15 protein-coding genes are annotated in these 16,241 nt (G+C 42.3%); 6 read left to right on the forward strand and 9 right to left on the reverse strand.

Annotation, left to right across the window (positions count from 1 at the left end):
- Window positions 1-209: 209 nt before the first annotated feature.
- On the forward strand, window positions 210-665 hold the full coding sequence (locus tag V7K25_RS07625; RefSeq protein WP_118170665.1) for a divergent PAP2 family protein: 456 nt from the start codon (window positions 210-212) through the stop codon (window positions 663-665).
- A gap of 71 nt (window positions 666-736) precedes the next feature.
- Here the strand turns inward: V7K25_RS07625 and V7K25_RS07630 are convergent, their stop codons facing one another.
- The 4 genes from V7K25_RS07630 to V7K25_RS07645 form a co-directional block, all read right to left on the reverse strand.
- Window positions 737-1,414 carry a hypothetical protein gene (locus tag V7K25_RS07630; protein ID WP_442948072.1) on the reverse strand — a complete coding sequence of 226 codons (678 nt, stop codon included), beginning with the start codon at window positions 1,412-1,414 and terminating at the stop codon, window positions 737-739.
- 227 nt (window positions 1,415-1,641) lie between these two features.
- Window positions 1,642-1,971: an MgPME-cyclase complex family protein gene (locus tag V7K25_RS07635; RefSeq protein WP_335156598.1), complete on the reverse strand. Its 330-nt coding sequence runs from the start codon at window positions 1,969-1,971 to the stop codon at window positions 1,642-1,644.
- Between the two features lie 65 nt (window positions 1,972-2,036).
- Entirely contained in the window at window positions 2,037-2,756 is a 720-nt protein-coding gene (locus V7K25_RS07640; protein ID WP_335156600.1) for a SnoaL-like polyketide cyclase, read from the reverse strand.
- A 161-nt stretch (window positions 2,757-2,917) separates the two neighbouring features.
- On the reverse strand, window positions 2,918-3,643 hold the full coding sequence (locus V7K25_RS07645; RefSeq protein ID WP_335156602.1) for a pyridoxine 5'-phosphate synthase: 726 nt from the start codon (window positions 3,641-3,643) through the stop codon (window positions 2,918-2,920).
- A 364-nt stretch (window positions 3,644-4,007) separates the two neighbouring features.
- Between V7K25_RS07645 and V7K25_RS07650 the strand changes: the two genes are divergently transcribed.
- Together V7K25_RS07650 and rdgB are read left to right on the forward strand one after the other, a co-directional pair.
- Window positions 4,008-5,444, forward strand: a complete 1,437-nt coding sequence (locus V7K25_RS07650; RefSeq protein WP_335156604.1) for a phosphoglucomutase/phosphomannomutase family protein — start codon at window positions 4,008-4,010, stop codon at window positions 5,442-5,444.
- Between the two features lie 86 nt (window positions 5,445-5,530).
- On the forward strand, window positions 5,531-6,109 hold the full coding sequence (gene rdgB, locus V7K25_RS07655) for an RdgB/HAM1 family non-canonical purine NTP pyrophosphatase (protein WP_335156606.1): 579 nt from the start codon (window positions 5,531-5,533) through the stop codon (window positions 6,107-6,109).
- Window positions 6,110-6,211: 102 nt separating this feature from the next.
- On the opposite strand, the gene V7K25_RS07660 is transcribed toward rdgB, so the two are convergent.
- From V7K25_RS07660 to V7K25_RS07675, 4 genes are all read right to left on the reverse strand, one after another.
- Window positions 6,212-6,550, reverse strand: coding sequence for a P-II family nitrogen regulator (locus V7K25_RS07660; protein WP_012410794.1), 339 nt, complete (start codon window positions 6,548-6,550; stop codon window positions 6,212-6,214).
- A gap of 357 nt (window positions 6,551-6,907) precedes the next feature.
- Window positions 6,908-7,513 carry a hypothetical protein gene (locus V7K25_RS07665; RefSeq protein ID WP_335156608.1) on the reverse strand — a complete coding sequence of 202 codons (606 nt, stop codon included), beginning with the start codon at window positions 7,511-7,513 and terminating at the stop codon, window positions 6,908-6,910.
- A 218-nt stretch (window positions 7,514-7,731) separates the two neighbouring features.
- On the reverse strand, window positions 7,732-8,553 hold the full coding sequence (gene thiD, locus V7K25_RS07670) for a bifunctional hydroxymethylpyrimidine kinase/phosphomethylpyrimidine kinase (RefSeq protein WP_335156610.1): 822 nt from the start codon (window positions 8,551-8,553) through the stop codon (window positions 7,732-7,734).
- A gap of 38 nt (window positions 8,554-8,591) precedes the next feature.
- The gene (locus V7K25_RS07675) at window positions 8,592-8,771 is read right to left on the reverse strand and encodes a hypothetical protein (RefSeq protein WP_335156612.1); all 180 of its coding nucleotides are present in this window, start codon (window positions 8,769-8,771) and stop codon (window positions 8,592-8,594) included.
- A 612-nt stretch (window positions 8,772-9,383) separates the two neighbouring features.
- Between V7K25_RS07675 and V7K25_RS07680 the strand changes: the two genes are divergently transcribed.
- The 3 genes from V7K25_RS07680 (at window position 9,384) to V7K25_RS07690 (ending at window position 15,036) form a co-directional block, all read left to right on the forward strand.
- On the forward strand, window positions 9,384-12,224 hold the full coding sequence (locus V7K25_RS07680; RefSeq protein ID WP_335156614.1) for a choice-of-anchor D domain-containing protein: 2,841 nt from the start codon (window positions 9,384-9,386) through the stop codon (window positions 12,222-12,224).
- 516 nt (window positions 12,225-12,740) lie between these two features.
- Window positions 12,741-13,526: an HAD family hydrolase gene (locus V7K25_RS07685; protein WP_335156616.1), complete on the forward strand. Its 786-nt coding sequence runs from the start codon at window positions 12,741-12,743 to the stop codon at window positions 13,524-13,526.
- Between the two features lie 334 nt (window positions 13,527-13,860).
- Window positions 13,861-15,036: a DNA double-strand break repair nuclease NurA gene (locus tag V7K25_RS07690; protein WP_335156618.1), complete on the forward strand. Its 1,176-nt coding sequence runs from the start codon at window positions 13,861-13,863 to the stop codon at window positions 15,034-15,036.
- A 170-nt stretch (window positions 15,037-15,206) separates the two neighbouring features.
- On the opposite strand, the gene nadC is transcribed toward V7K25_RS07690, so the two are convergent.
- On the reverse strand, window positions 15,207-16,073 hold the full coding sequence (gene nadC, locus V7K25_RS07695; protein ID WP_335156620.1) for a carboxylating nicotinate-nucleotide diphosphorylase: 867 nt from the start codon (window positions 16,071-16,073) through the stop codon (window positions 15,207-15,209).
- Window positions 16,074-16,241 lie beyond the last annotated feature (168 nt).

A 16,241-nucleotide genomic window follows, 5' to 3' on the forward strand; every position in this document is an offset into this window, starting at 1 on the left:
GGCTTATTTATGCCATGCTATACTACACCGTCCAGCGAAATTCACTCATTCAAAATCCAAAAAGCTTATTAAGTAGGCTTTTGGGTGGATTTGAATAGTTGGTCTGTTTCCACCGTAATGTACTAGGTTAATTTTGGATTTTGGGTTAAATCTAGATGTTTCCTCAACCAACAACTGCTGCTAATATTTACTAACCTAACCAAAATACCATGCAGGACATAGGCAACATTTTAGACAACCGGGTGCTGCTGGTTGCTTTGATAGCTTGTTTAATTGCTCAAGCCCTAAAGCTCGTAGTCGAGATCGTCAAAAATCGCAAACTGAATGTGCGTGTTTTGGTGACAACCGGAGGTATGCCCAGTGCCCATTCAGCTTTAGTTACAGCTCTTGCCGCCGGTGTAGGGCAGACACTTGGTTGGGCATCTCCTGATTTTGCCGTTGCGATGATTTTTGCCATCATCGTCATGTATGATGCAGCCGGAGTTCGCCAAGCGGCTGGTAAGCAAGCTCGTATCCTGAATCAAATGATTGATGAATTATTTCATGAAAAACCAGACTTTAGCCAAGACCGTCTGAAGGAATTACTCGGACATACACCAGTTCAGGTAATAGCTGGGTCGGCTTTGGGCATAACCATCTATTGGTTAGCTAGGTCTGCTTATTAGTCAATAGTCTACAGTCTACAGTTTATTAACCAATGACTAATGACTAATGACTAATGACTAATGACTAATGACTACAACCGTACAGTTGAGCGCAGCAGAATTACCTTACGACTATCTACTATGCTGGCAACAAAACCGCCATTGTTCAGCTTCTGCAAGGTATTGTATGCTTCAGTTTGGTTAGTCGTATAAACTGCCAACAAGTAAGGGCGTTGTCCATAAGAAACAAAACCTACGTTCCCTCCCACTACTTGTTGCACACTATTTACTAGTTCTGGACGGTTGTAATAATCTACCAGCACTGCATAACCTTCTCCTAATGCTTGAGGATTATAGTTAACTGTTTGCTGAGGTTGCTGTAGCTGTGCCTGTTGCTGTGGCTGCACATCTGGCGTTGTTGGTCGAGTGGTGATGATGGCAGACAAGCCAACAATATTGCTGACATACCTTGCCCATCGATTGGCATCATCAATTTTATTAAAGCCCCCTATCCGCGTTACAGTTTCGTTGAGATATTTACAGGTAATCGTTTTCAGTTCCGGCGGTAAAGCACTACGCAACTGCTTTTGATTATCTGCTGTCGGGCTGACTACTAATAAAAGATACTCACCCGCAGTTGGTGGTTGACAAAGGGGAGTGGTTTGTTGGGCAAAAACAGGACTCATGCCATCAATCAACCCTGCGTAAGCGAAGCTCATCGTAGACATCGCTAATCCTAAAACACTTGGTAAAATCTGAAATCTATGCACAAAAGTTAGATTATGTAAATCAAGGTGTCTTAGAAGATTTTATAAGAAAAAAGCTGAAAACCTAGTTACTTCAGTATGGGGATAAAATGAGTGTCAAAAAATATATTTTTTTACTCAAAAATAAAATTAGGGAGTGGGAAAGAGGCAGAGGGGCACGGGGAGCATGGGGAGCATGGGAGTAGAGGAGAATAATAAATAACTGATGCCCAATGCCCCATGCCCCATGCCTAAGAGACGGCAGCTAACGATGCCAATGCATCTGGAATTGTCTCAGAAGGAGCCTGGAATTCACCAGTACTGACGTATTCTAAACGCAGTTTTAACCAAGTAATAAATTGGGGATTAGTAGAGATAATTGCTACTGCTGGTTGAGGACACTTCGCCTTTAGCTCTCTAAACTGTGGTGTTTCCAAGAAAGCTGGTTGCGGAACCAACCAAAAATCTATTTGTTTTTCTTGTTCGTGGTAGTGACGAGTGCGTTCTTTGAGAACTTCGTGTGTCGGTTCTTCTTCAAGAAGAAATTTTTGACTGGCCAAAACGTAATAATATGTTTGCATTTCATCCTTATGATTGCTATGTGAATAATTTAAGGGCACAGTGCTGCACTCTGTACCCCTAAAAACTAACTCTTGTGCAATTTCTTGAACCAAGAACTGAACGGACAAGCACTTCCCTGCTTTTGGGCATTTATCTGTTTGCCACCAGATGTTAGCTTTTCCAAGAACAAATTATTGTCGAAGTAATGTTCCAAAGAAATAACCTTTAAGTCATCGGTAACTTTTGCAATGCTCATGCCGATAATTTCTACTGTCTCTCCAGTAGGTGCATGTCCTTTGTATTCTCCTTTAAAATGCCCCCAATGCCGCCATTTGAATGTGACATTTGGTGGCCCTGAGAAAACTTCCAGAACTTCCCAAGGAAATCCTTGGGGAAATGTTGTGTGGAAGACTTTTGCGGATGATTCAAAGCTTTCTTCTGAAGCCTTGTAGTGTTCTGAATCAGCCATAAATAAATTGTAAGTACCTTGGGCTGATACATCTGCTGCTGTGTACTCGACTCCGCCATTGGTACTTACACGAAATTTGTCATTCACAATAGATAACCACTCTTGCGGGTTAGCTTTGAAGGATACTTCCATCTCGAAGGTTCGCACCAAGTTTTGCACGATCGCTTCCAGTGTACCTTCAAGGTGATTATAGGTACTTTCTTGAGCGAGATTCTCTTTGGAACGGGAATAATCAGGCGGTGTCTGATAACGCCACTCTACATCAGTGCTTTCTGCTATCACCTTATCTCTATCCTGTACCCAAAGCGGCAGGTTGTTAGACTGTGTTGCGCTCATAGAAGTTCTTGCTGAAGGTTTGCTCTCAATTTCTAGATTTCGCAGTAGACAACCCCTCTTTTAAAATGTGGGAGTGGGGAATGGGGGGCAGGGGGAGATGAGGGAGAATATTTAATAATCAATGGCCAATGCCCAATGCCCAATGCCCCACTCCCTATTCCCTACTCCCCACTCCCTCTTATAGCTTGTTTCATCTCGCGGACTGCCCTTTCCATACCTACTAATGCTGCCCGACTGATGATGGTATGACCGATGTTCAGTTCTTCCATACCTGGAAGCGCAGCTACCGGATAGACGTTCCAATACGTGAGTCCATGACCAGCGTTGACTCGCAATCCAGCTTGAATCGCTTGTTCACACCCTTTAGCTAATATGGCTAATTCTCGCTGGCGATTTGTTTCATCCTTAGCCTCAGCATATGGTCCGGTGTGCAATTCTATAAATCTCGCCTGTACCTTGACAGATGCTTCGATTTGTGCTGGCTCTGCGTCGATAAATAAACTAACTGGAATGTTAGCGCTTTGCAATTTATCGACTATCTCAGTTATTCTAGCAATTTGGAGGGTAATATCTAATCCGCCTTCTGTTGTGACTTCTTCGCGCTTTTCGGGGACTAAAGTTACATAATCTGGTTTGATATCGAGAGCGATCACTAGCATTTCATCTGTAGCGGCCATTTCTAAATTAAGATGCGATCGCACTATTTCTCGCAATATACGCACATCCCTATCTTGGATATGCCGCCGATCTTCCCGCAGATGCACCGTAATCCCATCAGCACCCCCTAATTCTGCCAGCACCGCCGCCGCCACAGGGTCAGGTTCCACTGTCCGCCGTGCTTGCCGGATGGTGGCGATGTGGTCAATGTTAACGCCAAGTGTAGCCACCCCAAATTTCTCCCAAATCCACAGTCCTCAGAATTTGATTTTACCGGAAATACTGGTCTTGCATAACCAAGTAGTCAACATAATTCATTATTTGGTCAAAGCAAAGACTAAATATAGCAGAAGGCACAGAAGTCAAGTTATGCTTTGCACGAAGTATCAAAGACTCATTAATGGAGTTCTAAATAAGACTGAAACACAACTTGAAACAATGTTTGCATCAGTAGAATTCCGGGACGATCGCACTTCTAAAATTAAAATGCACAAATTTGCTCACTTTTCTGTTGAACATTATTACTAGATTCTTTTTTTACTTTGTACACTGTATAAATGCTAGAATCCTCAAGTAGACAGTTAGGATACTTAGATGCCAGTTGTAACTAACTCAATAAAGTTTGGTACAGACGGCTGGCGGGGCATTATTGGTGACGAGTTCACCTTTGAACGCCTAGCCCTAGTCGCGCCAGTTGCCGCAAAAGTATTATATGATACATATTTTTCTACGGTGGGTAGCCGGACAATAATTGTCGGTTACGATCGCCGATTCATGGCCGAAGATTTTGCTCGTGCTGTTGCAGAGACTGTTAGCTCTATCGGATTTGATGTGCTATTGAGCGAAAACTTTGCCCCAACCCCAGCTTATAGTTGGGCAGCAAAACAACTCAATGCTTTAGGGGCGCTGGTGATTACAGCTAGCCATAATCCTGGTAAATATTTGGGGTTAAAAGTCAAGGGTTGTTTTGGTGGTTCGGTGCCCGAAGAAGTCACAAAAGAGATCGAAGCGCAGTTGTCGGTTGGAGTACCACTAGTGGCTACTCCAGGGAAGCAAGAGAAATTTGATCCTTGGCCCAGTTATACTCAAGCATTAGAAGGTAAAGTTGATATTGCCAAAATTCGAGAAGCGATCGCCTCTGGCAAATTGACATTATTTGCCGATGTTATGCATGGCGCGGCGGCTGGCGGATTGGCGAGATTACTAGGCAATCAAGTCAAAGAAATCAACTCAGAACGCGATCCCCTATTTGGTGGTGGTGCGCCGGAACCCTTGCCTAAATACCTTTCAAAGCTATTTGAAGTCATCACAACTCACCGAGAAACAGATAAATCAGGTTTAACGGTGGGGTTGGTATTTGATGGGGACTGCGATCGCATTGCGGCTGTAGACGGAGAAGCCAACTTCCTAAGTTCCCAAGTCTTAATTCCGATATTAATCGACCATTTAACCCTGCGGCGCGGCTTTAGTGGTGAAATAGTCAAAACTGTTAGTGGTTCCGACTTAATGCCTCTTGTAGCAGCACTACATAACCTGTCGGTATTTGAGACAGCAGTTGGTTATAAATACATTGCTGACAGAATGTTAGCAGCAAAAGTTTTGCTGGGCGGCGAAGAGTCGGGAGGGATTGGCTATGGTAGTCATATTCCCGAACGCGATGCACTGCTGTCAGCATTATACGTTTTAGAGGCGATTGTAGAATCTGGTTTGGATTTAGGTGAGTATTATCGCTACTTGCAGAAACAAACAGGGTTTATTTCAGCTTACGATCGCATTGATTTACCCTTAGCAAGTATGGAAGTGCGATCGCGTCTTTTGCAACAACTACAAACTCAACCCTTAACAGAAATTGCCGGGTTAGCAGTTATTGATTGCCAGACAATTGACGGCTATAAGTATCGCCTCGCTGATAAAAGTTGGTTAATGATTCGGTTTAGCGGTACTGAACCAGTTTTACGCCTCTACTGCGAAGCCCCGACAATTGAGCAAGTACATCAAACTCTTGCTTGGGCGAAACACTGGGCAGAGTAAAATTAATTATTAGTCATTAGTCATAAGTCCTTTGTCCTTGGTAAATGATCAATGACTAATGACCAATGACCAATGACCAATAACTAATGACCAAATTACTCGTAGTAGCTACAGGAAATCCAGGTAAGTTGCGGGAAATGCAAGCTTATCTGGAAAATTCTGGTTGGGAATTAACCCTCAAACCTGAAGAATTGGAAATTGAAGAGACAGGCGAAACCTTTGCCGCTAATGCTTGTCTTAAAGCGTCACAAATTGCTAAAGCTACAGGAAACTGGGCAATTGCTGATGATTCGGGCTTGCAAGTAGATGCCCTAAATGGCGCACCAGGGGTATATTCTGCACGTTACGCCAAAACCGACTCAGAACGCATTGCTAGGGTATTGAGAGAATTAGACAACGAGGTAAATCGACAAGCTCAATTTGTTTGTGCAGTAGCGATCGCTCGTCCTGATGGTGCGATCGTATTAGAATCTGAAGGTATTTGTCGCGGCGAAATTCTTCATGCACCGCGTGGTGATGGTGGTTTCGGCTACGATCCAATTTTTTATGTACAAGAGTTGCAATTGACCTTTGCTGAGATGACACGGGAACTGAAAGGGTCAATTAGCCATAGAGGCAAGGCTTTTACAGCTTTACTTCCACAGCTAGAGAAAATTAAGAGTTAGGAATTGGGAGTTTAGATTTATGAATTTTACTAAATCATCACTTATTTAGTCTTGACTCGCAAATCATAACTCTTAACTCATAACTCTTAACTTATAAGTTTTTTAAACTGCTTCTGTATTCTTTTCGCCGGTGCGAATCCGAATCACTTGCTCAACAGGCGAGATGAAAATTTTACCATCGCCGATTTCACCAGTGCGGGCAGCAGCAATAATTTTGTCCACCACCATATCAACTTGATTATCATCAACAACGATTTCCACTTTGAGTTTCTGTAGAAACTCAACGGTGTACTCAGAACCACGATACCGTTCAGTTTGTCCTTTCTGCCGTCCGAAACCCCGGACTTCAGAAACGGTCATGCCGACAATACCAGCATTAACCAAGGCAATTTTTACCTCATCTAGCTTGAATGGGCGGATAATAGCTTCTACTTTTTTCATCTTTTTGACTCCTGACTTCTACTAGCTTCGTTTATATATCTAACCAGATCCGTTGTCTGAAGCTGTAACTAGTAGTGCTTTTCCTAAAATATATGTAATAATTACAACTTTTTTAAAGTCTAGATGCTCTGCCTGAGGGTTTGGGACATGAAAAGCGGCAAGGATTTATTAATTAGATAATCTTTGAGGTTCTAACATAAAGAAGTTGCTGTTAATTTAGCATTTTATGTAGCTTTTATAACCTAAAAATAAATAAATTCCACCATTTAGCAGATATGCTCAGATATTTAGAGAATGATTGCAGAGGAATTGCTCGGTAGCTCGAAAGTCTGGTGCTGCTGACTGTGGGTGTGCCAACTAACGTTTCTGATGTTCAAACAAGGGACGCACAACGAAATATCCAGCACTAAAGGCAGTAAGCATGATTAACAATATAGTGATAATTAACCACCAGCCATTGAGTTCCTTAGCATCTGGCTCAGTAGTGGGATAATAACTTACTTGTTGCTCTTCTATATAAACAGGTTGTGGTATCGGGAAATTCATTTCCGTTACAGGTGTAGAAAAGTCTTGGCGGCGGCTTTTTTCGGGTGACGTTTTGGGAGTAACGGGTGCATGCGAACGAGAAGCCTGCTGAGGTGGACGCGCTTGTGTTAGTGGCACTTTAGCGGCATTTTTGTCATTAGAAGCTTGGGGAACTTGGTGATAACCAGGCGCAGTCTGGGAATCCACAAACTTTTGCAAATGAGAAAAAGACTCAACAACTTTGGTAATTTCTTGGCGTAATAGTTGATTTTCTTGTGCTAATTGCTGATTTTTGGTGCTAAGTGCATGTAGCTTTGTCTGTGTTGCTTGCAACTCTGTTGACAATTCCCTGTATACAGAAAGTGGTACAGAGGGAGGGGAGGCTTGAGTAGTCGGTGTTGGCGAATTTCTGTGAACTGAACCTATGGTTGTTCGCATCGGGGACTGGTATTAAAAATCAAAGTAAGTAGGTCGTACAGAGATGCTAACAAAGATAGTCAGCCCTGAAACTATGCCCAAGAATAATAGAAAAATGCCGAAAGAGCAAAGATTTATTATTGGAGCATTAGGAATTGGGAAGAGGCAGGGGATCTGGGAGCTAAGAGCAGGGGGAAAATTCCTGTCCTCTGCACCCTTCCCCACTTCCCTTGATAAGGTTAATTTCGTAACAATGGGAAGAAATGTCCTACAGGGCCTTGCCCTTCGCCAATATCTAAGGCGTAAGTGAGTGCAGTAGTTACATACTTCTTTGCCTCTTGCACTGCCTGCCACAAGTCTTGTCCCTTGGCCAGATTAGCAGCGATCGCAGCCGATAGTGTACAACCAGTACCGTGAGTATTTTTTGTCTCTACTTGCTGGCAAGTCAAAACTTCCAACTTGTTCCCATCAAACCAGATATCAACACCACGTAAATCTCCCTGCATACCTCCGCCTTTAACTAAAACAGCCTTCGTCCGTAAAGTCTTGTGAATAATTTCAGCAGCAGCTTGCATATCCTCCAAAGAATTAATTTGTAAACCGCTTAAAATCTGGGCTTCGTAGCGATTCGGCGTGATCATAAGCGCCTTGGGAATCAGGGCATGGCATAGAGTCTTCACAGCATCATCATCAATCAATTGTGCCCCTGTACGTGAAACCATTACCGGATCAACTACTAAATTATTGATTTGTAAAGCTTCCACCTGCTGGGCAACAGCAAAGATAATTTCCTGATTAAGCAACATTCCCGTTTTGGCAGCTTGTACGCCAATATCCTCAACTACTGCCTGAATTTGCGCCACAACAGCCTCTATTGGCATGGCATCAACCCTTTTTACTCCTAAAGTGTTTTGTGCCGTAATGCAGGTTATAGCACTAGTACCGTGGACACAGTGAAAAGCAAAGGTACGTAAATCAGCTTGAATTCCTGCACCGCCACCGCTATCTGAACCAGCAATAGTCAAAGCAACTGGTATTGTGGAGTTTATTTCAGTTTTCATATTATGAAGATTAAGTAAGTTGGCACCATCAAACCAAACTATCTCAAAGATTGATGAACTAGACCAAAACCTTCTTCTTTCGAGCCTCCTTTCTGATCGCAACCACAAAGATTCACGAGAACCCGACTTAAAAGTGCTGTTAGGGGTAGCGGGGCATTTCGTAAAGAAGGCATCGCTTCTTCAAAAATTTTTAGATAATCTTCATCAAAACCTTGCACAAAGCGCTCTTCATTCCTATATTACTCTGAAAATTAATGGGACTCCAGTACGATATCTCCATAAAAATTTTGGCTTTGTTGTAAAAAAAAATACTACATTAAGCGTATTCACTGATTTATATCTCCTGTGTAAAGGTTAGTTTTAATACATGAGTCCACAAGCCTCAGTTACACCGGGTACAACAAGTTCGACTAAGTTGTTACATTAGTTCCCTTAAGTTAAGGGGTAAACCTACTAAAGTTTCAACCAATTCAACTTTGACCACTCAAAACGCAGAGATGACAGCAAATGTCTTTGGCTTTGCGCTGCCTTGTCTGCGTGCAAATTGTCCGATCACTTTCAATTAAACACTAACGATTGACGGTATCGATATCCCTACTGTAACCATCAAAGGTTAATAGGATAAAAATTTTCAGTTTCATAACATTTTTTCTACAAAAAATGCGATTTCAAGCTGCGATCGCCACCAGAAAGTGCGGGTACGCCATCGCACAACTGCGACTGTCTTGAAAAGTACAGATAAATCATCCATTCAAATAACTACTTAGCAACATAGTTTATTGCTGAGAACTTACTAACAATTCCTCTTATAAACATTCGGAGTTAATCTTATGGCTGGCAACATATACTACGTTTCTGGAACAGGCAGTGATAAAAATGATGGTTTGAACCAAGGATCTGCATTTCGCACTCTCCAAAAAGCTGGGGACTTGGTGAAGGCAGGTGATACTGTCTACGTCATGAATGGTACTTACACAAATATTTACCCTAATATCCTAAATATTTCAGATAAGCACGGTACCGCTAATGCACCGATCACATTTACTGCTTATCCTGGAGACACACCTGTTTTAGAAGCACACACAAACAATTGGAATGCTATCTCCATTACAGGGTCTTCTTATGTAGTCATTAATGGGCTGACGCTGGTAGGATCACGAGATGAAACTACATTAGAATATGCATTAGAGCATAAAGATAATTTGGGTAACCCAGCAACATCTGGGAACGGTATTAACGTTACATATATCGATGGCGACGAAAAGCAACGTTCACATCACATCACAATTAGCAATAACAACGTTTCTAAGTTTCCCGGAGGCGGGATTGCAACAACCGAAGCAGACTACATTACAGTAAAAAACAATGTGGTTTCTGGAAATGCTTGGTACTCACCTTTTGGTACCCAAGGAATTACAATGCTTAACCTTTGGAATTCCGATCAAAACGTAACGGATTACAAAGTAATTATTAAAGATAACACTGTCTTTGATAATAAACAATTAGTTCCTTGGGTTAATGCAGGAACAGTAACAGAGGGTCATGGAATAATGCTTGACACTTCTTCTATTGGAACTGTTGCTTACACCGGCAAAGCCTTAATCAGTAAGAACTTAATTTACAACAATGGTGGCGCAGGTGTTCAGATTTTCAAAGGAGAAAATCCTGTAGACATTGTAAATAATACAATTTACCAGAACTCCCAAGAACTCTCATCTGGAGAAGTTTTCCTTAACAATGCTAAAAATGTTAGGGCTTCTAACAATATTCTGTATGCAAAAGATGGAGAGGCTACTACTTCTATTGTTAATTCTAGTAATACTTCATTTGATAATAATCTTGCTTACAACGGACTTTTTAAAGGCATAGGATCAGGAAATGTTTTAAATAAAGACCCGTTGTTTGTTGATGCAGCGAATGGTGACTTTAGGCTCAAATCTGGAAGCCCTGCGATCGATGCTGGGTCTAGTACCTTCAATAGCATCACTAAGATTGTTCCCCTAGATGGCGATGGCAACGGCAGTGTATTGACAGATATTGGTGCATACGAAGCCCCCACTAGTAAGACTCCTACCCCCGAAATTGAAGTTCTCGATGGCACAGTTGACATTGCAGATAACAGCACTACTGCGATTAACTTTGGTGAGGTCGTTGTTGGTAGTACTGTGACCAAAACTTTTACCATTAAGAACACAGGTATAGCTGCACTCACTCTGAGTAATCTCAAACTCCCCAACGGCTTTAGCTTGGTAGGAAGTCTTCCAGCTACTGTGGCTGCTAAGACTTCGGCGAATATAACAGTAGCACTAAATACAACCATTGGCGCAACCTACACTGGCAACTTCAGTTTAACCAACAACGATGTTAACGAAAGCCCCTTTGACTTTGCTATTAGTGCTAAAGTTAACGCTCCCGAAATTCACGTTTTCAATGGCACAGTTGACATTGTAGATGGCAGTACTAATGCTATTGACTTTGGCGAAGCCGATTTCGGCAGCTACGTAACTAAAACTTTCACCATTAAAAACACGGGTAAAGCTCCACTCAATCTGAGTAATCTTGAACTTCCCAAGGGCTTTAGTTTGGAAGGAACTCTTCCAACTAGCTTGGCCATCAATAATTGGACGAATATAAGGGTGGCAATCGATACGAAAACACCCGGAACATATTCTGGCAATTTCAATTTGATCAACAACGATCCTAACGAAAGCCCCTTTGACTTTGCTATTAGCGGTAAAGTAAAGCCCGCTCCTACCCCCGAAATTCAAGTTCTCAATGGCACAGTTGATATTGCAGATGGCAGCACCACTGCCATCGATTTTGGCAACGCCGCTTTCGGTAGTACCGTAACCAAAATTTTCACCATCAAGAACATCGGTACAGCTACCCTCAACCTGAGTAATCTCAAACTCCCCGACGGCTTTAGTTTGGTAGGAGATTTTCCATATACTGTGGCTGCCAACGATTCAAGAAATATAACTGTGGCACTCAATACGAATACACCTACACCTGGAACCTATGCTGGCAGCTTCAGTTTGACCACCAACGATAGTGACGAAAGCCCCTTTAACTTTGCTATCAGTGGCACAGTTAAAGCCCCTCTTGCTAGCGAAATTTATCTTCTCAATGGCACTGAAAATTCTGAGTACTTAAAAGGCAATGCCCCAGCTAACAAGATTTATGGGTTTGGGGGTGCAGACACCATCGTAGGTAATCTAGGAAATGACCAACTTTTCGGAGGCAACGGAAACGATACTCTCTGGGCAGGTGATGGTGATGACCTGCTTTATGGTGATAGCGGCAATGATAAGCTTTCGGGTAGCAACGGTAACGATACCCTATTTGGTGGTGTCGGTGATGACCAACTATTAGGGGACACAGGCAATGACTGGCTTTATGGGGGCGCAGGCAAAGATGTACTTACAGGGGGTTATGGCGCTGACACCTTTGTGTTGGCTTCTGGTGACGGCACAGACTCCATTACTGACTTTGAAATAGGTAAGGATAGAATTGCCTTGTCAGGAGGTCTCAAGTTCGGTCAATTGTTGATACAGCAACAAGGAAGTCAAACCTTCATTATGGATAATTCTGACAATCAAGTGTTGGCGAAGTTGGATAATGTCACTGCAAGTATACTTTTGGCTCAACCTTCCGCTTTTATCACTGTTTAGTTGTGTCTTGTGATAACCAAGTCTCTTCTCTAGGAGAGGCTACGCCAACAGAGCAGGTGTAGAGGAATAACTTGACAAAGAAAATTTAATATTGAGCAACTAAATTCTTTGCTGGGCTTCCCTACACTTTATCCTTGTAAGGGGTTGTGTTTAAAAACTGGTATTAGTCTGTTGATCCCTGACCTTGAGGTACAGGGATTTTTATGATCACTGATTAAGTTTTCTCTTTCATTGAGTTCCCAATCTCCTCTAATATGTCAGTGGAGTTATACCGAGGGATTCACACTAAAATCATGATATTTCGGATTATTAACGTAACAGTACCCCTGTGGGTACTATTGAGAAGCAAAAGTTTGAGGCGGTTTGGAATCATGAATGCGATGAAGAGTTACTCGCTTAGAAGTGCTAGAGCGATCGCCTAAAATCATCCAGACTATTTTTCTTGCCTACAGTTGTGATACAACAAATCATTGCTAGTTCAGTTAAGCTGGCAACAGCAGTTTCATCCTCAAAACAATGACAGCAAGTAGTCCCACAATTTTAGCCCTAGACTTTGATGGAGTCATATGCGACGGACTAATTGAATATTTTGAGGTAGCATGGCGTACCTACTGTGAAATTTGGTCTTTTGCTAATGACACACCACCAGATGATTTAGCTTTAAGATTCTATCGCCTACGACCTGTAATTGAAACAGGTTGGGAAATGCCCGTTTTAATCAAAGCCTTGATAGATGGAATTCTTGATGAGAAAATTCTTCATGAATGGGCAAGCATCGCCCCAAAACTTTTATTAGATGACAAGCTGCAAGCAAGAGAAATTGGCGCGAAACTAGATAAGCAACGAGATGAATGGATTACTACAGATTTAGATGGTTGGCTAAGTCTGCATAGATTTTACCCGGGTGTAATAGAAAAAATTAAATTAACTGTTGACAGTGGAGTTAATCTATACATTGTGACAACTAAAGAAGGGCGTTTTGTCCAACAATTGTTACAACAAGAAGGAGTGAATTTACCAGCAGAATCAATTATTGGCAAAGAAGTCAAGCGTCCTAAATATGAAATTTTGCGAAATTTAAAGCAGGAAGCAAAAAATAAGGCAGTTAGTCTCTGGTTTGTAGAAGATAGACTCAAGACTTTGCAGTTAGTCCAACAGCAAACAGACCTTGAAGATGTAAAACTCTTTCTCGCAGACTGGGGTTATAATACCCAAGCAGAACGTGAAGCTGCCCAAAATGATCCGCGAATTCATCTATTATCACTGTCCCACTTTTCCAAAGATTTCTCTGCTTGGCTTTAAATATATGAAATACGTTGCAATAATCTCTTGATACCTTTACCCTAAAAGGGCTTGTCATTATTCAGATTTCTGTAATAGTCAAATTGTTGCGTTTACCGATATCCCGCCAGGAACTTAAGTTCCTGGCTTATAACCCAAGTTCACTCAAGTGGACTGAAATCATTTATCTAGTCGTCTAAAGATAATTTTAGTTATTAGCTTCGGAATTTATTCAAACACAAAATTGTAACGAAGTAGGATACATAGCAAAGATTAGAAACCAGAAGCTTACGTTTTTCGATTTAGGTGAAATAATAGCTCATAACTATTCACTCCTCACTTAGCACTTACTTTTATGCTTGACCTTACAAAACTGGCGCGACAAATGCAGGGTTTAAGTCAGCATCTTACTTTAGAAGCTGTTGCCAGTCGTCAGCGTTTAGAATTAGCGCAACAACATCTAAAAAATGCTTACGAGTCTCAACAAGATTTAATTGAGCGGCAGGAAAAATGGCGCGATCGCATTCTCTTTGCTAATGCTACCCCAATTGAGCCGTTAGAAACCTGCATTGATATCCCAGTTCCTCCCAAGGTACATACTGTCATCGCTACCGATGGTTCCCAAATTGCCCCCAACCATCACGAAATTGCTTACTGTTATCTCCTGAATATCGGCAGAGTAGTTTTACACTACGGGCAAAATCGTCATCCGTTACTTGATAGTTTGCCAGAGGTATTTTACCGTCCGGAAGATTTATATATGTCTCGGCAGTGGGGAATTAGAACCGAGGAATGGATGAGTTTTCGTCGCACTGCTTCAGAAACAACGGTATTGGCAGAACTTGCATGTGCAGCGAAAGGGGAAGCACCAGCATTGGCGATGGTAGATGGTTCCTTAATTTACTGGTTTTTAGAACAATTGCCGATGGATGCCCGCGATCGCATTTTACCCCCCATCCTGGAAGCTTGGCAGCAAATGCGTGATGCTCAAATTCCGTTGATGGGCTATCTTAGCGCCTCTCGCAGCATCGAAACAATGAACTTTTTACGGTTATTAGCTTGTCCTCATCCAGAGCCAGACTGTAAAACTTATTGCCCAAATCAGCTAGAAAAACTAGCTTGTAAAATTTTTGAACAGTTGCGAGATACTTCTGTTTGGGCAACCCGACTCAAACCAGGACAACGCAGTACCCTGTGGCGCAGTAATTCCCCCATTCTCGAACTCTACGGAGACCAAACCATTTACTTTTGCTATGTCCACGTTGGTACTGAAATAGCCCGGATTGAAGTTCCAGCATGGGTAGCAGAGAATTTAACCATGCTAGATCAAGCATTGGGGCTAATGCTAGCACAAGTCCAAAAAGGATATGGCTACCCAGTAGCGATCGCAGAAGCCCATAATCAAGCAGTGGTAAAAGGTGGCGATAGAACGCGTTTCTTTGCCCTTCTCGAACAACAAATGATTAAAGCTGGTTTGAAAAATGTGGGAACTTCCTATAAAGAAGCCAGAAAGCGCGGCAGTATTGCTTAAATCAGGGAATAGTAAACAGTTAAGGATTTAGTGATATTTATGAAATGGTAAATTTTCAGATGAGCGAGGACTGAAGGATTAAGTCTAGACTTGAGCGATCGCTTTTTTCTGATCCTTCAAAAATGGGACATTACACCGACTTTGCAGTAGGATGATTCAACTCATTATATTTAAAGTACAATCCTCATACTCAAATCCAACCACTTCGACTGAGTAATCGGCGCACTGCTAGAAATATAATCCACACCTGTCTCTGCAACACCGCGAATCGTTTCTAAAGTCACATTTCCCGAAGCTTCAATTTTCACCCGACTATCCTGCTGGCGAATCAATTGCACCGCCTGAGGCATCATATCCAAAGCCATATTGTCCAACATGATAATGTCAACATTGTGCTGCAAAGCCTCTTTCACCTGCTCTAAACTTTCCGTCTCAACCTCTATAGTCAAGGGATAAGGAATCTGAGAACGAATACGGGTAACAGCTTCTCCAATTCCCCCAGCTGCCGCAATGTGATTATCCTTAATCATCACTGCATCATCCAACCCCATGCGGTGATTAATCGCTCCGCCCAAAGCAGTCGCGTACTTTTCCAACAGTCTCAGCCCTGGCGTAGTTTTACGCGTATCCACCAACTGAGTAGGTAAATCAGCAATTTTCTCTACATATATATTAGTCAGCGTAGCAATCCCACTCAACCGCATAGCCAAATTGAGCGCAACTCGTTCCCCCATCAGCATTGCATCCAGTGAACCATGAATTTCAGCTATTAACTGCCCCGGCTCACACCATGTACCTTCACCCGCAACAGCCACAAAGCTGACTTTTTCATTCAAAGTCTGGAACACCCTAGCAGCAACTGGTAAGCCAGCAATTATCCCTGAAGCTTTAGCTATCCATTTAGCCGAGCCTAGCGTCACATCTTCTACTAGTAGTGTATTTGTTGTGCGATCGCCCCTGCCAATATCCTCCAACAACCAGCCACGCAACAGTGGATCTAAAACCAGCCAGGGCGGCAAAACACCAGAATTACTCACAACTTTATTGCTTCCTTAGTGACTTCCAGCAATACTATAGCCTACAACCCTTATTCGCTAAGGCATTCAGGGGGACAAAGAAGGAGTCCAAAAAAATATTGGAAAAATAGTTGACACAATGAAGTGTGTTCGCTATATTGAATAAGTGCCTGAAGCGAAGCGAAGAAA

The sequence above is a fragment of the Nostoc sp. genome, from assembly GCF_036919495.1.
Classification (GTDB): domain Bacteria; phylum Cyanobacteriota; class Cyanobacteriia; order Cyanobacteriales; family Nostocaceae; genus Nostoc.

Coding starts and splice junctions, on each gene's coding strand:
- V7K25_RS07625 (WP_118170665.1), top strand. CDS start 210: ATGCAGGACATAGGCAACATTTTAGACAACCGGGTGCTGCTGGTTGCT.
- V7K25_RS07635 (WP_335156598.1), bottom strand. CDS start 1,971: ATGCAAACATATTATTACGTTTTGGCCAGTCAAAAATTTCTTCTTGAA.
- V7K25_RS07640 (WP_335156600.1), bottom strand. CDS start 2,756: ATGAGCGCAACACAGTCTAACAACCTGCCGCTTTGGGTACAGGATAGA.
- V7K25_RS07650 (WP_335156604.1), top strand. CDS start 4,008: ATGCCAGTTGTAACTAACTCAATAAAGTTTGGTACAGACGGCTGGCGG.
- rdgB (WP_335156606.1), top strand. CDS start 5,531: ATGACCAAATTACTCGTAGTAGCTACAGGAAATCCAGGTAAGTTGCGG.
- V7K25_RS07660 (WP_012410794.1), bottom strand. CDS start 6,550: ATGAAAAAAGTAGAAGCTATTATCCGCCCATTCAAGCTAGATGAGGTA.
- V7K25_RS07665 (WP_335156608.1), bottom strand. CDS start 7,513: ATGCGAACAACCATAGGTTCAGTTCACAGAAATTCGCCAACACCGACT.
- thiD (WP_335156610.1), bottom strand. CDS start 8,553: ATGAAAACTGAAATAAACTCCACAATACCAGTTGCTTTGACTATTGCT.
- V7K25_RS07680 (WP_335156614.1), top strand. CDS start 9,384: ATGGCTGGCAACATATACTACGTTTCTGGAACAGGCAGTGATAAAAAT.
- V7K25_RS07685 (WP_335156616.1), top strand. CDS start 12,741: ATGACAGCAAGTAGTCCCACAATTTTAGCCCTAGACTTTGATGGAGTC.
- V7K25_RS07690 (WP_335156618.1), top strand. CDS start 13,861: ATGCTTGACCTTACAAAACTGGCGCGACAAATGCAGGGTTTAAGTCAG.